The sequence below is a fragment of the Paenibacillus sp. BIHB 4019 genome, from assembly GCF_002741035.1.
Lineage (GTDB): Bacteria > Bacillota > Bacilli > Paenibacillales > Paenibacillaceae > Pristimantibacillus.
The window spans coordinates 1282113-1297506 of record NZ_CP016808.1 but is presented as its reverse complement, the minus strand read 5'-3'; the positions used below and the strand labels follow the sequence as shown (position 1 = coordinate 1297506).

The 15394-nt window shown below is 48.0% G+C and carries 15 protein-coding genes; 9 read left to right on the top strand and 6 right to left on the bottom strand.

What is annotated here, in order from left to right; translation table 11 throughout:
* Positions 1-606 precede the first annotated feature (606 nt).
* Positions 607-1548, bottom strand: a complete 942-nt coding sequence (locus BBD42_RS05475) for an aldo/keto reductase (RefSeq protein ID WP_099517339.1) — start codon at positions 1546-1548, stop codon at positions 607-609.
* 48 nt (positions 1549-1596) lie between these two features.
* On the bottom strand, positions 1597-2595 hold the full coding sequence (locus BBD42_RS05470) for a Gfo/Idh/MocA family protein (protein ID WP_099517338.1): 999 nt from the start codon (positions 2593-2595) through the stop codon (positions 1597-1599).
* A 122-nt stretch (positions 2596-2717) separates the two neighbouring features.
* On the opposite strand from BBD42_RS05470, the gene BBD42_RS05465 reads away from it, so the two are divergent.
* Positions 2718-3569, top strand: a complete 852-nt coding sequence (locus BBD42_RS05465) for an AraC family transcriptional regulator (RefSeq protein WP_099517337.1) — start codon at positions 2718-2720, stop codon at positions 3567-3569.
* Between the two features lie 157 nt (positions 3570-3726).
* On the opposite strand, the gene BBD42_RS05460 is transcribed toward BBD42_RS05465, so the two are convergent.
* The 3 genes from BBD42_RS05460 to BBD42_RS05450 all read right to left on the bottom strand — a co-directional run bounded on the left by BBD42_RS05460 (position 3727) and on the right by BBD42_RS05450 (position 5451).
* On the bottom strand, positions 3727-3936 hold the full coding sequence (locus BBD42_RS05460) for a hypothetical protein (RefSeq protein WP_150131514.1): 210 nt from the start codon (positions 3934-3936) through the stop codon (positions 3727-3729).
* Positions 3937-4194: 258 nt separating this feature from the next.
* Positions 4195-4386 carry a hypothetical protein gene (locus tag BBD42_RS31510; protein WP_150131513.1) on the bottom strand — a complete coding sequence of 64 codons (192 nt, stop codon included), beginning with the start codon at positions 4384-4386 and terminating at the stop codon, positions 4195-4197.
* 213 nt (positions 4387-4599) lie between these two features.
* Positions 4600-5451 carry an AraC family transcriptional regulator gene (locus BBD42_RS05450; protein ID WP_099521476.1) on the bottom strand — a complete coding sequence of 284 codons (852 nt, stop codon included), beginning with the start codon at positions 5449-5451 and terminating at the stop codon, positions 4600-4602.
* 166 nt (positions 5452-5617) lie between these two features.
* On the opposite strand from BBD42_RS05450, the gene BBD42_RS05445 reads away from it, so the two are divergent.
* The 3 genes from BBD42_RS05445 (at position 5618) to BBD42_RS05435 (ending at position 8284) form a co-directional block, all read left to right on the top strand.
* The gene (locus tag BBD42_RS05445) at positions 5618-6781 is read left to right on the top strand and encodes a Gfo/Idh/MocA family protein (protein WP_099517334.1); all 1164 of its coding nucleotides are present in this window, start codon (positions 5618-5620) and stop codon (positions 6779-6781) included.
* Positions 6782-6979: 198 nt separating this feature from the next.
* Positions 6980-7399 carry a GNAT family N-acetyltransferase gene (locus BBD42_RS05440; RefSeq protein WP_099517333.1) on the top strand — a complete coding sequence of 140 codons (420 nt, stop codon included), beginning with the start codon at positions 6980-6982 and terminating at the stop codon, positions 7397-7399.
* Positions 7400-7426: 27 nt separating this feature from the next.
* Positions 7427-8284 carry an aminoglycoside 6-adenylyltransferase gene (locus tag BBD42_RS05435; RefSeq protein ID WP_099517332.1) on the top strand — a complete coding sequence of 286 codons (858 nt, stop codon included), beginning with the start codon at positions 7427-7429 and terminating at the stop codon, positions 8282-8284.
* A gap of 105 nt (positions 8285-8389) precedes the next feature.
* On the opposite strand, the gene BBD42_RS05430 is transcribed toward BBD42_RS05435, so the two are convergent.
* Positions 8390-9178 (bottom strand): hypothetical protein, encoded by a 789-nt coding sequence (locus BBD42_RS05430; protein ID WP_099517331.1) that lies wholly within the window; start codon positions 9176-9178, stop codon positions 8390-8392.
* A 521-nt stretch (positions 9179-9699) separates the two neighbouring features.
* On the opposite strand from BBD42_RS05430, the gene BBD42_RS05425 reads away from it, so the two are divergent.
* From BBD42_RS05425 to BBD42_RS05405, 5 genes are all read left to right on the top strand, one after another.
* Positions 9700-10494, top strand: coding sequence for an SDR family oxidoreductase (locus BBD42_RS05425; RefSeq protein ID WP_237163499.1), 795 nt, complete (start codon positions 9700-9702; stop codon positions 10492-10494).
* A 93-nt stretch (positions 10495-10587) separates the two neighbouring features.
* Positions 10588-11970 carry an AraC family transcriptional regulator gene (locus BBD42_RS05420; RefSeq protein WP_099517330.1) on the top strand — a complete coding sequence of 461 codons (1383 nt, stop codon included), beginning with the start codon at positions 10588-10590 and terminating at the stop codon, positions 11968-11970.
* Between the two features lie 121 nt (positions 11971-12091).
* Entirely contained in the window at positions 12092-13381 is a 1290-nt protein-coding gene (locus tag BBD42_RS05415) for an ABC transporter substrate-binding protein (RefSeq protein WP_099517329.1), read from the top strand.
* 218 nt (positions 13382-13599) lie between these two features.
* Positions 13600-14544: a carbohydrate ABC transporter permease gene (locus BBD42_RS05410; protein WP_237163379.1), complete on the top strand. Its 945-nt coding sequence runs from the start codon at positions 13600-13602 to the stop codon at positions 14542-14544.
* A gap of 9 nt (positions 14545-14553) precedes the next feature.
* Positions 14554-15387: a carbohydrate ABC transporter permease gene (locus BBD42_RS05405; RefSeq protein ID WP_099517328.1), complete on the top strand. Its 834-nt coding sequence runs from the start codon at positions 14554-14556 to the stop codon at positions 15385-15387.
* Positions 15388-15394: the final 7 nt, after the last annotated feature.

Below are 15394 nucleotides of genomic sequence, written 5' to 3'. Positions count from 1 at the left end.
CTCAGATGTAGGTGCTCTTAATTAAATGGTTTACAGCGATGTACGGCCTAATTTTATTTCTCGATGTCTAAGAATCCCATTCTTTCATACAATTTGCTGCTAATGCTCCCCCAATCCCACAGTTATCTGAAAATAGTAGTAGATAATATAACAGACATTATTCGACAAATAGCTGTCGATTTCCTTTGCTTTATAACAGCGCTGTCCATATTATTTTTTGTTAAAAAAGCATGCCAAAAAACCGCCAAAAGGTTGGCGGCTCAAGTATATTTGGGATCTCGATATCTCGATCTAATAGATGAAGTACCGTAAGGCAGCTTCATACGAGTCGTTTCAGGAGTTTTCCCTGTACAAAGACAGATTTGGTGGACACAGCAGCAGCTATTTTAACCGAATCTCGGGTTATGGCACAGGCTGCGGACTCAGGAGCCGTTAACGCGCTGTCCTACGCCATTTCGACGGGAGGAAGAGGGCAATAACGGATTTCCTGTCCGCATATCGCCTAAAATCGGATCTAAAGCCAGAATAGCGGAACCTCAGTCCGCCAAAAAAGGAATGAGGCTCCCACACTGCATGAACTCAGCAACAATCGTATGCTGCGGTTACCTAGCCTTGATTTTCCGAGGTCAGATCCAGCCAATTCCGCTCTTCCGCTGTCAATGTAACGAGCGAGCCCTCATCGCAGGATTTCAGCTCTTCCAGCGATTGTGCGCCTATTAAAGCGCAGGTAGGGAACGGCTGGTTCAGCACGTAAGCGAGTGCGATTTGAATGGCAGTAACCCCTTTGCGAGCAGCAAGCTGCTTGGCACGCTCCAGCCGCTCCCAGTTGCCGTCGCTATAGAAGACGCGAACCAGATCGGCATTCGAGCGATCCTCAGGTGTAAAGCGTTCCGTGAAGAAGCCTCTGGCTTGGGACGACCATGAAAATAACGGCATTTGCGTTGCTTCATGCCACGCGGATGTCTCCTCATCAGCGGAAACGCAGCCTGCCCAGAACGGTTCGTTTGCTTTTGCCAGGCTGAAGTTAGGGCTATTGAAGGAAAAGCCAACCAAACCTTTGGCTGCCGCATAATCATTGGCTTCCTTAATACGCTGCCATGTCCAGTTGGACACGCCAATCGTCCGAACGGCGCCTGAAGCGACATGCTCGTTCAAAATTTCAATGACCTCGCCAGCGGGAACAGCTGGATCATCGCGGTGCAGCGCATACATATCAATGTAGCCTGATTGCAGCCGCTCAAGGCTGGTGTTCAAATCGCTGCGAATCGCTTCACTGCTTACACGAGGGCCATTTTGGTCATGGTGTGCGCCTTTAGTCAAAATGACCCACTGCTCCCGATTGCCTTTCTCTTTCAAATAACGGCCGATAACTTCCTCGCTTTGGCCGCCGCAGTAAATATGGGCCGAATCAATGGAATTGCCGCCGATGGCGAAAAACGCATCCAAGTTTGCCGCAGCTTTATCATAGCGGTCATGATAAAAATAATCCGAGCCTTTCATTAGCCGGGATACCGGTTTGTCCAAGCCTTGCACCTTTAAATATTCCATTTTTGTCGTGGCCTCCTCAATAGGCTAATGTGCTTGAAGCGTTTAAGCTTACAAAATAACTCTTTGGCGCTCGCGTGCAGACTGCAGGCAGGCATCAATTACTTTCATATTGCGGATGGCATCCGCGGCACCGAAGGCTAGAGCTTTACCTTCCGTAATGGCACGTGCCATATGGTCGGCTTGCTCGGTATAGGCATTTACATATGGGACTTCAACTTCCTTGCGCTCGCCGCCAGATGTGACGAAAATCGTGCCGCTTTCCGGGGTAGGGGTAATAAAAGCGGAAGGAACCTCAATGATTCCATCGCTGCCTAATACTTCAAGCGGATTGCGGAAGGCGGACCACATGCCGCAATCGAAGGTGAGCGATACATTGCCCTCGAATTCGATGAGCCCGGACGCCATCATATCCACATCATCATGCTCGGGTGAAAATTGGGCGTTTACCGTTACCGCTTCGGGCTCCTTGCCCAGCAATAGGCGCGCTGCATTAATCGGATAGCAGCCTACATCGTAGAGGGAGCCGCCGCCCCAAGCCTTGCGATAGCGGACGTTCGCTTTATCGCCAGCATTGTTAAACGTAAAAGCACTGCGAATGCCGCGTACTTCACCGATGGCACCGTTTGCAATCAAGTCTTTAATCGTTTCATAACGGGGGTGGTAGCGATACATAAAAGCCTCGGAAAGCAGAACGCCAGCTTGATCAGCGGCTTCAGCCATTTCTGCCGCTTCGCGAGCCGTAAGGGCAAGCGGTTTTTCGCATAAAATATGTTTGCCGGCCGCAGCAGCCTTGATCGCCCATTCCTTATGCAGGTGGTTAGGGAGCGGTATATAAAGGACGTCGATGGAGCTGTCCGCCAAAAGGGCTTCGTAGCTGTCGTATGCAGTCGGAATTTGGAGTTGTTCGGCGGTTTGCTTGGCCTTGTCTCCGTCGCGGCTGGCGATGGCAGCTACTTCATTTAATTCAGATAAATGCAATCCTGGAATGACCGCGCGTTTCGCAATATTAGCACAGCCCAGAATGCCCCATTTTAACTTTTTGCTCATGGTTCAACCTCGCTTTGTATGTTAGTTTATGATGATATTGCGATTATAGAGGATGTGAATTAAAATTAAAATGATAATATTTTGCACCCTATTAAAACAATATTGTCATTGAGGTGTTGAATTTGCATCGTCAGAGCCATTTGCTTACACTTCCGAATATGCCTTACTTTTGTTTTCCGGAATCGGTTGGAAATTACAGTGAACAGCCCGAGCATAGCGTACATCGGGAAGCGGGCGCCCTGAATAATTTTAATATCCATTATGTCGCATCGGGCAAAGGATTTGTCGAATTGGAAGGTGTCGTTCATGAGCTGCGCGCGGGGGAGGCGGTGCTGTATTTTCCACTGCAAAAGCAGCGGTATTACAGCAGCAAGGATGAGCCGTGGGATATACGCTGGCTTCACTTTTATGGCGGCAGCGGGCTCCGCGATTATTTGATTGAGCAGGGCTTGCATAAAAGCCCTTTATGGAGGCTTCGCCAGCCTGCGGTTTGGGAGAGGGCTCATGAGGAGCTGCTGAGCGAGGCAGAGACGTACCGCATGCTGCATCCGGCGCATCTCTCTATGCTTACTTATGCGTTGCTTACAATATTCGTCGAGCAGGCAGTGGCGCTGAATCAGGGCAAGGCGGAAACGTCCGCTGACCGAATTATGGAGCTGCTTCCGCTTATGCAGCAGGAGGCGGTGAAGCCGTTTATTTTGGATGAATGGGCGGATAGGCTCGGAGTGACGCCTTATTATTTCTGTAAGCTGTTTCGAGCGGCGACGAGGATGACGCCAATGGATTTTATTACGCGCTGTCGCCTGCAAGCGGCCAAGCAATGGCTGTTGGAGCGGAAGGATGACAACATTGGGCAAATTGCCGAGGAAGCTGGCTATCCGAGCGTCAGCTATTTCAATAAGCGTTTTATGCAGCATGAAGGCATGACGCCGACTGCTTACCGCCGACTGTACGGGATGCATGGCAAGGAATAATGGTTGCCTGATTTAGGAAGCGGGAAGCAGATTATAGAAATTTTAGCGCTCCAGTGAGAAAATAAAAAGGGTTGGATTTCCTCAGTTAAAGGGGAATCCAACCTTTTTCCAATTGCGGCATACATGCATTCGTGAGCCGATTGTAGGGTGTGAAAATCTAGGAGGAGTGTTTTTTTAACTCAGACTTTTTGTAAACCAACTGCCGGGAGAACTCGGCTTGTTTTTTCGCGCTATCGGCGATTTCTTCATTTAATTTATTTATGCGGGTCAGTTTGTTGCTTAAATCGCTGGGCATGCTGCTTTTTTTGCTGTCCTTTTGCAGTTGCTTCAGCTTCGCTTGCGCTTTAGCGGATTTATTTTTCTCCAATGCGTTTTTGGCTTCTAAATCAGCAATTTCCCTTTTGAGCCGGCTTATAATCGAGTTAGTGAAGCTAATGGACATTCAGGCACCTCTTCATCTTATCTTAGAGCATTCTCCCATTTTACTATAAAGTGCTTGGTAGCGCGAATGAGTGGGAATTTTCGCTATATTGCGGGAAGATGAAATTTAATAGCATAAAAGGCACACACCATAATCTAGCAACTTCCATACAATAATATCAACTCTATCAATAAGGAGGTGGTATTATTGCCAAGAAAAGGAGCCAGTCGCAGCTATAGCAGCAAAAATTATAGTCACAAAAGCAACGGAAATAAAAGCTATGGGAATAAAAGCAAAGGCGATCGAAGCTGCAGCAACAAAAGCGGAGGCAGCAACAGCTGCATTCGGAATATTCTTAAGGGTATTGGCGTAGGTACTCCGAATATTCGCATTCATTTTGATAGCACCTCCCATGTAGGCGTGTTCATGGGAGTGGCCAATGGTTGTGCCATTCTTAATGTAAAGGGTGTGGTTACTTATATTAAAATCCTTTCCATAACCGCTGTGGAAATTGGGGTTAAAGTGACCCCCGTCCGAAACGGGAAATGGAAATGCAAAAAAACTTAGCATGGATAGAGTAAGGCTGCCTTCTATGCAAATAGAGCGGCCTTATTTTCTTCGCTGGATATGCAGTCGATATTGATGCGGCGTATGTCCCATCTGCTGACGAAACACCTTGCAGAAATAAGAGGGGTTGCCCATGCCGACACGGGTGGCGATTTCAGGTACGGTCAGCGTCGTTTCGATTAAATAGAGGCAGGCATGGCGGACGCGCGTCGCTTTGGTATAGTCCATAATGGTTGAGCCCGTAGCCTGCTTGAACAAATGCACGACATGATAGCGGGACAGATGAAGCGCTTCGGCCATTTGCTCCAGCCGGAACGGCTCCTGATAGTGCTGCTCGATCCACTCCATCATTTCCTCTGCCCTGTGGCTCTGCCGTCTTATTCGCAAGGCAGCTTGGGTGCCGGGCTTTTGGCGAATGGCTTTTAATTGCCGCAGCAGCTCCAGCAGCAGAAAATGATTGTCCTCCTCTTCCGCGGGTTCATCAGCTGCAAGCTGCTCGCGCGTTTCCTTAAATTGCTTCAAAAGCAGCGCAAGCGGCGATGACTCGGAAATGCCGTACCAGGGCTCGCCGCCGGGCCGAAGCAGCAATTCCTCAAAAAAAGCTTTCAGCAATGGGAAGGAGCTCCAGTATTTTTTGAGCGGCGACGGCTCGAACATGAGCACGGTACGAACGAATGGCTGCTCCGCCGAAACATCCATCTGCACCCGATGAAGCTGAAAGGGATGGAAAACCATTAAAGTATTTGGCTCAATCCGGTAGCGCTTGCCTTCTACAATGAGATCCCCATGTCCGGCATGGACATAGGAAAATTCCATTTGGGAATGGGCGTGAAAAACTTCCCAGAAGCTGCTGTCAGATGAGATGCGATAGTTGAATGAAAACTGTTCTTCCATTTTGTGCACGGTTGCCGAGCCTCCTTATATTGCCTATAGCTGCAAACGCTTTAAAAACCGCAATATAGTTGTATTTTATCACAATTCCCAATCATAAATGAGGTGGATTTTCCTTTAAAATAAAGAGGGAAATAGTAACTCATTTGCGAACGGGGGAGTTCGTTTTATGCTAAAAATAGCGGTTATTGGAGCGGGAGCCATTAGCTCCGCTCATTTGGAAGCGTATAGAACGTTTGGCGAGCGCTGCAAGGTTGTAGCGATTTGCGATTCTTACACGGATAAGGCGCGAGCGAGACTGGAGCAGTTTCAATTGGAAGGCGTTAAAATTGTAGCTGATTATAAGGAACTGCTAGGGGAGGATATCGATCTGGTATCGGTATGTACGCCGCCGTATACCCATGCGCCTATTGCGGTTGATCTTCTGAACGATGGCAAGCATGTACTCGTGGAGAAGCCGATGGCCTCTTCCTTGCAGGAATGCGACCAAATGAACGAAGCGGCCCGCCGCAGCGGGAAAATCCTGTCGATTGTGGCGCAAAATCGCTTTAAAACGCCGATGATGAAGCTGAAATCGGTAGTAGATAGCGGTCTGATGGGACCTATCGTCCATGCTCAGGTTGATTCCTTCTGGTGGCGAGGGCATAGCTATTACGATTTGTGGTGGCGAGGCACATGGGAGAAGGAAGGCGGCGGCTGTACGCTGAACCATGCGGTGCACCATATTGATGCGCTGCTGTGGATGATGGGCCAGCCTAGCGAGGTGCAAGCATTTATGACGAATACATCGCATGATAATGCAGAGGTCGAGGACCTGTCGATGGCAATGCTGCGCTTCCCGCAAGGGGCGCTCGGCATTGTGACCAGCTCCGTTGTGCACCATGGCGAGGAGCAGCAGCTGATATTCCAAGGCAAGCAGGCCCGCGTGTCCGTTCCATGGAAAATGAAGGCTTCGATCTCGCGGCAGAATGGCTTCCCGATAGCTAATGAAGAGCTGGAGCAGCAGCTTCAGAAGCTGTATGAAGGCCTTCCGGAGGTGGAGTATATAGGCCATCTCGGACAGATTGATAATGTGCTGACCGCGATTGAGACAGGCGCGCCCGTTCTGATTGACGGTATCAGCGGCCGCAGCACGCTTGAGTTTATTACGGCTGTTTACAAGTCGGCAAGCACAGGAGAAAAGGTCGTGCTCCCGCTTGCAGAGAACGATCCCTTCTATACGCGTGAAGGCTTAATGGCGAATACGCCCCGTTTTTATGAGAAGACCGCTTCGGTGGAAAATTTTAAGGAAGCAGCCATTACGACAGGCAGCAGTCTGGAAAATAAAGCATAACGCTCACTTTGCACACAGCCTAGCCCAAGCATACCGATGCTTGGGCTAGGCTGCTGTTCATTTGGCTCGCGTTTTTAATGGGGTGAAATTTAAGCTTCCCAGTAAACCGCGCTCTATTTGTGTATAGCTTTTTCCCCGTTTGCGGTAGATAATACAAGAACAGGATAGGAATTAACTGGTAGAAAGCAGGGGTGTGACATGGAGCTTCAGATCATAAACGAATCAAATTCGGCCGATAAGAAAGCTGTGCTAAATAAACTAATCGCCTTTAATAGGGAGCATTTTCCGAAAGAGTTAAGCGACAGATACCAAGAGATTAATCTGATTTTAAAAAAGGAGGATGGGGCCGTATATGGCGGGCTTCTGGGCGAAGTGTGCTGGAACTGGCTGGAGGTGCATATTTTGTATGTCGATGAGCCGCTGCGGAAATTAGGCTATGGGTCGAAGCTCTTGGAAGAAGCAGAGGAGCTTGCCAAAGCGAAAAAATGCGATTTCATTAAGCTGGACACATTAAGCTTTCAGGCGCTGGATTTTTACAAGAAGCATGGTTATGAGGTGTATGGCACAATAGACAATGCCGGGGGCCATCAGCATTATTATTTGAAAAAGGAGCTTTAGACGCCCGAAAATAGTGGAGGAGAGAAAATGGCGGATTTATACGAAATGCTGCAGCAGCGAATTGTAAGCTGGGCCAGAGAAAACGATGAAATACAGACGATATATTTGATGGGATCGCGAGCAAGAACGGATAAACCGTTTGATGAATTTTCCGATCTGGACATCGTCATCTATTCGACCAATCCAAATTACTATTTTGAACATAATGATTGGCTGAACAATATTGGGGAAGTCTGGACGAGCTTCATGTACCGGACGGCAGGAGAAGATCCTGAGAAATTAGTGCTTTTTGGCGGGGGGCTGCAGGTGGATTTCCTGTTTTGTCCTATTGCTGAACTGGAACGTTTGGCTGCTGTTGGACAAGTGCCGCAGGGCTTTAAGCGCGGGGTGAAGCTGCTGCTGGACAAGACGGGCGAAGGCGACAAATTGATTCCCGAAACAGCTGGCCCTGACCTGCCGCCACCGATTACGGAAGCTGCCTTCCAGCAGGTTGCTAGGCAATATGGGTTTGCCTGCCTGTATGTGGCGAAGCAAATATTGCGCGGTGAATTGTGGGTCGCGGGCGAAAGGGATCACGATTGCAAACAGCTGCTGCTGCAAATGATGGAGTGGCATGCCAAGGCCATTCATGGACAAAACTATGATACTTGGCATGCTGGGAAATTCATCAGAGACTGGGCAGATGCTGAGGTGATAGCGGACTTAAAGCAATCGTTCGGAGGCTTTGATCAGCTTGCTAGCTGGAAAGCTTTGAATGTTTCTTTTGAATTATTCAACCGCCTTTCCTTAGAGACTGCTCAAGTTTATCATTATGACTACCCGCACAGCTTGTATGCTAATATCAAAATGTGGCTGCAAGCGAGGCAAGTGGAGAAAGACAATTAGTCCACGGGTTACACTGCTTCATGCCTGGTAAAGTAATAATAGTATACAAAAAGCCCCTCTTTTCTTTTATAAAAGATAAGAGGGGCTTTTAAGTAATCTTATGGTTTAATCCAAGTAATTGTAATACTCTAGAATGTCAGCAATTGTTTGTTTTTGTTCTTTCGTTAATGTATAGTCGGTTGATTTGTTGGAAATATCCTCAAACCTTACAATAACTTCTTCGGTGCTTGGAATTTGGCTGTCAAGCAAGCTTTGAATCGTTTTGTTAACTTTAATATCAACAATTTCCGTCATGCCAGCACCAAGTAAATCAACATCGCTAGATTTATTCAAAGGACTAAAGGATAATTCCTCTAATTTATCTCCTGCGCGTACTTTAATGCTAGTAAATACGAACAAAGCTTTTGATGTATCCTCTTGGAATCCTACTCGTAACAACATATATTTTTTGGAATCTTTAACACCAATGTAAGGATAAAAGACTAATCCTTTTGTAATTCCTTCTGATGGGGAGATAAAAGTGATGTTCTCAACCTTATCTTCCTTAATTTCAAAGCCGGCTTCAAGCTTTGTTTTGCGTTCTTTGATTTTCGCAGCAATTTCTGTTTGCAATTTAGTATATTCGTCTTTACTCTCAGCTTTTATTGCTTTTTCAATTGTAGCAGAAGCATCAAGGTAGCTGCCCTCTTCAAATTGCTTCTTAGCAGTAGCAAACAATTCTTCTGAGCCTTGTGAAGCTTTCTTTGTTGTTTCCTTGGTCGGCGACGCAGAAGTAGGTTCGCTAGAGTCGTCATCTGATTTTCCTAAAATTGAAATAATAATGCTTAGTGCTAGGAACACGCCAAAAACGATAAGGATAATCTTCAAGCAGCCTGGCTTTTTTTTCTCATTCAATTTCCAATTGATCCCCCTCAAAATCTTTTTTATTTAGTTCTATAGTATCACTTAATGATTCCATCATCAACAATTAGAGAGAATTTAAACCAAATATTTTGGCGATATAAGTCGAATAAGGATGTAATAGATTGTATTATGCAGTATTGTAATTTATCAGGTTTTCAATACTTTCTATACTTGTTTAAAAGGAATTAGAGGTTCGTATATTTATATTCTTACGATTTGTAAAAAATTGCACTCCGTGCTATGATCCAGAATAGAGATGCACAAAAAAGGAGACTTGAACCCGCCATGTGGATGTTCCTGTAGAGGTTAGCAGCAGAATAGAATGCTTACTATTGTATTTGGCGTTCCTTTCGCAAACCTTACAGGATAAGCAGGGCTGGGGTTTTCATATCCCCCTGTCAGCGGCTGCCTATAGGCAGCCGTTGTTTGTTATGGGGCAGAGCAGCATCTCGGGTGAATGCCTGTTGTCTTCTTATCCTCCAAAATGAATGGAGGAATTGCATATGACTTTTATGAATGCTTCTATGAAAGCTTCGATGAAAAATAAAATTGCCATCGTGACTGGCGCAAGCCGCTCCACGGGCATTGGAACAGCAATCTGCCGCGCGCTCGCGGGCAGCGGGACCGATATCTTTTTTACGCATTGGCAAGCGTTTGATGAAGTGGAAGGCAATGGCCTCGAGCAAGCTTGGCCGGAGCAGTTGCGCGGCGAATTGGAACGTTTAGGTGTAAGGGCAAGCCATATGGAGGCTGATTTTTCCAATCCGGATATGCCATCACTTATTATGGATGAGGTGGAGCGGACACTGGGCAGCCCCTCGATTTTAATTAATAATGCGGCCTATTATGTTCAGGCAAATTTTCGGACGCTGAATCTAGAGCTGCTGGAGCAGCATTATGTGGTGAACAACCGGACAACGATGCTGCTCAGCACTGAGTTTGCGAAGCGTTATGAGCAAAACCAGCCAGCAGGGACGAACGGAAGAATTATATTTATGGTTTCCAAAGGACCGGATGCGGACAACCTTGCCTATACGGCTACGAAAGGCGCTTTAATCGCTCTCATCGAGCCGCTTGCTGTGGGACTTGCTCCGCTGCAAATAACGGTCAATGGATTTGATCCAGGGCCGACCGATTCGGGTTGGATGGATGATGAGCTGAAAGCCCGCCTCCTGCCATTGTTCCCGATGGGACGTATCGGTCTGCCTGAGGATGCGGCGAAAGCGATCTGTTTTCTGGCCAGCGACGATGCGCAGTGGATTACGGGACAGATTATTAAATCCGAAGGCGGATTTTTAGGGAAATAATAGGGAAGCGGCTGCTATAATGCGGCCGCTTTTATTTTTTTAAGGCATATGCCACAATAAAATGATGATGGATATTGCTAGGAGGGACGGCGTATGGCGTTATTGTTTATTCCCGGCCGCGGGAAGGACAAATGTCTGGAGGAGTTTGCGCTGCCGGATTTCAGGTTCAGCTTCCAGCTTTATGGCACACACTGGCGCAGTGCAGAGCAGGGCTGGTCTTACCCGGAGCATGACCACCCGCTGCTGGAAATTAATCTGGTCATTGAGGGTTTTCAGAAAATGATCATTAATGGCATTCCTTATGAGCAATTTCCTGGTGATCTGGTCATTATTCCTCCCGGCTATACGCATGAGAGCCAGACGAGTGACAAGGAGGGAGTCACCTACTTTTCCCTGCACCTGGATATAGAGGATCGCTCGCTAGCATACTCGATTTTTCATGATCCGCAGCTGTTTTATGCGGCTGCTTCTAGGGTTGCGGAGCGGCTGCGGCCGATTCTTGACCAATTGATCGAAGCCTCCCGCCATTCGGCTGCAATGAGCCAACTGGAACGGATGAAGCTGCGGACTTATGTGCTGCAATTGATCATTGTGATGATCGAGCACAGGTTGGAGGGGAGCGATAGCCTTGAGCTTGAGTCAGGACTAAGGGATGAAAGCCGAGGACCCTCGCTCGAAATTATTAAGCTGCGCGAGCAAAATGCGCTGGAATCGCGTGTGCAGGATTTATTTTATGAACAGCAGCCGGAGCTGCCGCTAGACCACTCGCTATTCCCCCCGCATCGCTGGATTGGACTGTTCACATTGACGAGTCCCGACCGTGAGTTTTGGACGAAGCCGGACCGTTTTTGGGCGAAGAGCTTGCTGGAGGATGTTTTGGCCCATTACGGAATCGGCGTCATTATTGTGGAAGCCTCTCGTATGACCGCCGTTCTATTCTCGACAGATATCGCCGTGCCCGCATTGGAGCCGTACATAGAGGAGGCCAGATTATGCCTGGAGCAAAAGCTGGCTGTGCAATTAGCAGTCGGGCTTGGTGGCGTCACTGCAGATTTGGCGTCGATTCGTGCGATGTATGAGCAGAGTATGAGAATATTTCAGGGTGGCCTGCCCGATTCAACGATCAATCGAACGATGAATGAATTTGTGCATCGCATTATTCGAAATGCAATGTCGCACATTCAATATGAATATGCCAATCGAGAGCTTTCTCTCAGCATGCTGGCTAATCGGCTGGACGTGACCCCCAATTATTTAAGCGCCCTATTTACTTCCGAGACGGGGTTATCCTTCACGCGGCATTTGACGCAAATTCGGATGGAGCGGGCGAAGACGCTATTGCGTGAAACGAATCTGAAAATCTATCAAATTTGCCATAACACCGGCTATTCCGATCAAGCTTATTTCAGCCGATTATTTAAATCGCTGGAGGGCGTCAGCCCTTATGATTACCGCATCCGGTCCAGTTCGACCTGAAAAAATGACCCGATTGTAGAATAGTTCAAAAAATCGTAAATCCCCCTTATTCTCGGGCCTAGCCTGCAAGTGGTATAACTAAATTGTAAAGGCTTACATTATATTGCAGGGGGATATAAAGATGCGAATGAAGCAACCTTTTACCATGCTGCTGGCCGCCGGATTATTGGCAGGCTCCTTGGCTGCTTGCAGCTCCTCGAATGACCCATCTACTAGCGGCACCTCAGAAAACGCTAACTCGCCAATCAAGCTTACTTACTGGAATACGAACGGTCCCGGACTAGATGGACTGATTAAACAGTATCAGGAAGAAAATAAAAACATTACGCTGGATGTGCAAATTGACGAAGCCAACCATAAGCAAAATCTATTGACCGCGCTGTCCGCGGGCAGCGGAGCGCCGGATATCGTTATTTTGACGGTGGATGATATTCCGCAGTTTAAGAAAGAGGATTATTTCTACAATCTGAAGGATTTTGGCGCGGATGCGCTGCAAAAGGATTATCTCGATTCCCGTTGGAAGCAGGGCACAAGCGCGGATGGCAGCTTTATTTTTGGCATACCGACCGATTCCGGCCCTATGGCGATGATGTATCGCATTGAACTGTTCGAGCAAGCAGGGCTGCCTACTGACCGCGATGAGGTATCCAAGCTCGTCGCTACGTGGGATGACTACTTCAAGCTGGGCATGACGATTAAGGAGAAAACGGGCAAGCCGCTGACGACCGACGCCTTCTTTGGCGCGTTTCTGCCTAAAATCCAGCAGGGCGGGGAGTTCACCTTTTTTGACAAGGACGGCAACTTGACGATGGATATGAATCCGGCTGTGAAAGAGGCATGGGATTTCTCGGCTAAGCTTGCACAGGCAGGACTGACTGCGCAGCAGCCAGACTTTTCGAATGACTGGAAGGTAGGGCTGGATACGGGCGACTTTGCGACGATGTTTGCGCCACCATGGATGCTCGGCCTCGTGAAGCAAAATGCTCCGAATGCGAAAGGGAAATGGGATATTGCGATGATGCCCGGCGGCTCAGCGAACTGGGGCGGCTCCTTCCTGCTTATTCCTAAGCAAAGCAAGCATGCGAAGGAAGCTTATGCGTTTATTAAATGGATCTTGGCGCCGGAGCAGCAGCTTTCGGTCTATGAATCCAATGGCAATTTTCCTTCGACGCCGGGTGTATACAAGGATGAAGCGTTCACCGCGAAAAAGGATGATTTTTTCAATGGCGCACCAGTAGGCGAGATTTATCCGAAGGCAGCGGAGCAGGTGACATTAATGGATTCGATTAATAATTGGTCCACCATTACGAATGAAATTGGGCAGCAGCTTCCGAATGTGGAGAAGGGCGCTGATCCCGAGCAAACGTGGACGGAGCTGGTCAGTAAGGTGAAATCAACGCTGGCTCGCTAGGAAAACGACGCTTGGGCTGCAAGCCTAGAATTACGAGCGTAGAGCAAGGAGCGTAGAGCAAAGAAAGTAGAGCAAAGAGAGTAGAACAAAGAAAGTAGAGCAAAGAGAGTAGAGCTAAAAGGGTAGAGCTACGAGGTAGGGCGCGGCCTTCCGGCTGCACTCTACCTTTGCTGTTCGAGGCTGTATGAATGAAATGCTGCTAGAGAGGAGGCTGGAAAGTGGAGAGGAAGAGGAGAGGCGGGCAAGCCGCCCGCCGATTTAATCAACGTATCAGCGACCATATTTCCGGTTATTTGTACACGCTGCCGTTCTTTGCAATCTTCATGGTTTTTGGCTTTTATCCGATGCTGTATACCATTTATATTTCCTTGTTTAAATGGGATATGCTAGGGGACCGGACGTTTGTCGGGCTGCGGAATTATCGGCTGCTGTTAACGGATGACCCCTTGTTTTGGAAATCGATTGGCAACACGTTTTTAATTTGGTTTGAATCCGTGCCCTTTCAAATTTTGTTTGCGATATTGCTGGCGGTGTTGCTTAATCAGGCATTTATTAAAGGGAAAGGCGTGTTTCGCTTTTTTATCTTTTTGCCGAATATTACCTCGCTCGTAGCGGTGAGCTTGATTTTTGCCAATGTATTTGGGGTGAAATACGGCTTGTTCAATTATTTGCTGACGCTGCTCGGCTTGGATCGATTAGATTGGGCCGGGGATTCATGGGCCACGCAGCTTGCTGTCGCTGCGCTTGTGTTTTGGCGTTATCTCGGCTTCCACATGGTCATTCAGCTGGCCGGGCTGCAAAGCATCCCAGGGGATTTGTACGAAGCCGCGACGATTGATGGGGCCAGCAAGGGACAGCAGTTTTTCCGCATTACGATTCCAATGCTGACGCCAACAATTATGTTCTCGACGCTGATTGCTACAACGGGAGGACTTCAGCTGTTTACGGAGCCGTTTACCTTCATGTCCGATTTGTCGGGAGCCGTCGCGGCCGTTAATGGCGGTACAAACAATCAGGTGCTAACCGTTGTCATGTATTTATACAAAACAGCTTTCACCGACCATGCTTTTGGCTATTCTTCAGCGATTGCCAATTTGCTGCTGATCATCATTGTTATATTTGCTCTATTTAATTCGCTGCTAGTCGGAAAGCTAAGGAGGTAGGAGGCGGCTATGCGAAATCGGACGGGACGTTCCATCGTTTATGTATTGCTGCTGCTGTTTGTCGGCTTTTCGATCTTTCCTTTTTATTGGATGAGCGTTATTTCTACCCGTACAGCTGGCGAAATTTCGGCGATACCGCCAAAGGTGTTTTATGGCAGCCGCCTGGCGGAAAACTTCGATAAAATTTTCAATAATGAAAATGTCGATTTTTTGCGTACGATGGGCAATACGGCCATTATTGCAGTGAGCATCACTGTATCCATGCTGCTGCTCAGCTCGCTGGCAGGCTTCGCTTTTGCCCGGCTGCATTTTACGGGAAAAGGCTTTATGCTGCTGTTCGTACTCGGGACGCTGATGATTCCGGCACAGTTCGGCATTATCCCGCAATATTTAATTATTACGAAGCTGCATTGGCTGAATGATTATCGCGCCGTTATCGTACCGGGCATGGTTAGTGCCTTCGGGGTGTTTTTCATGCGGCAGTATATCGAAGCTTCCGTTCCCAACGAGCTGGTGGAGGCGGGGCGAATCGATGGCTGCCGAAACCTGCAGCTGTATGCCTTAATAGCTGTTCCGGCAATTGCTCCCGCTTATGCGACACTTGGCATTTTGACCTTTATGGGGGCGTGGAATGACTACTTATGGCCGTCGATTGTGATGAAATCGAATGAGATGCTGACGGTTCAGGTAGCGCTGCTGCGCCTGGATACGTCGTCCTATTTTCAGGATAAGTCGCTTGTTATGGCGGCTTCAGTTATGGCTACGCTGCCGTTGTTTCTAATCTTCCTGTTTTTCAACCGCCAATTTATAGCTGGTGTGACGGATGGAGCGGTGAAGGGCTGACATTCAC

Excerpts from the sequence above, each read along its gene's own strand:
- BBD42_RS05475 (WP_099517339.1), bottom strand. The coding sequence starts at position 1,548 with ATGGAATATTTAAAGGTGCAAGGCTTGGACAAACCGGTATCCCGGCTA.
- BBD42_RS05470 (WP_099517338.1), bottom strand. The coding sequence starts at position 2,595 with ATGAGCAAAAAGTTAAAATGGGGCATTCTGGGCTGTGCTAATATTGCG.
- BBD42_RS31510 (WP_150131513.1), bottom strand. The coding sequence starts at position 4,386 with ATGAATGCGAATATTCGGAGTACCTACGCCAATACCCTTAAGAATATT.
- BBD42_RS05450 (WP_099521476.1), bottom strand. The coding sequence starts at position 5,451 with ATGGAAGAACAGTTTTCATTCAACTATCGCATCTCATCTGACAGCAGC.
- BBD42_RS05445 (WP_099517334.1), top strand. The coding sequence starts at position 5,618 with ATGCTAAAAATAGCGGTTATTGGAGCGGGAGCCATTAGCTCCGCTCAT.
- BBD42_RS05440 (WP_099517333.1), top strand. The coding sequence starts at position 6,980 with ATGGAGCTTCAGATCATAAACGAATCAAATTCGGCCGATAAGAAAGCT.
- BBD42_RS05435 (WP_099517332.1), top strand. The coding sequence starts at position 7,427 with ATGGCGGATTTATACGAAATGCTGCAGCAGCGAATTGTAAGCTGGGCC.
- BBD42_RS05425 (WP_237163499.1), top strand. The coding sequence starts at position 9,700 with ATGAATGCTTCTATGAAAGCTTCGATGAAAAATAAAATTGCCATCGTG.
- BBD42_RS05420 (WP_099517330.1), top strand. The coding sequence starts at position 10,588 with ATGGCGTTATTGTTTATTCCCGGCCGCGGGAAGGACAAATGTCTGGAG.
- BBD42_RS05415 (WP_099517329.1), top strand. The coding sequence starts at position 12,092 with ATGCGAATGAAGCAACCTTTTACCATGCTGCTGGCCGCCGGATTATTG.
- BBD42_RS05405 (WP_099517328.1), top strand. The coding sequence starts at position 14,554 with ATGCGAAATCGGACGGGACGTTCCATCGTTTATGTATTGCTGCTGCTG.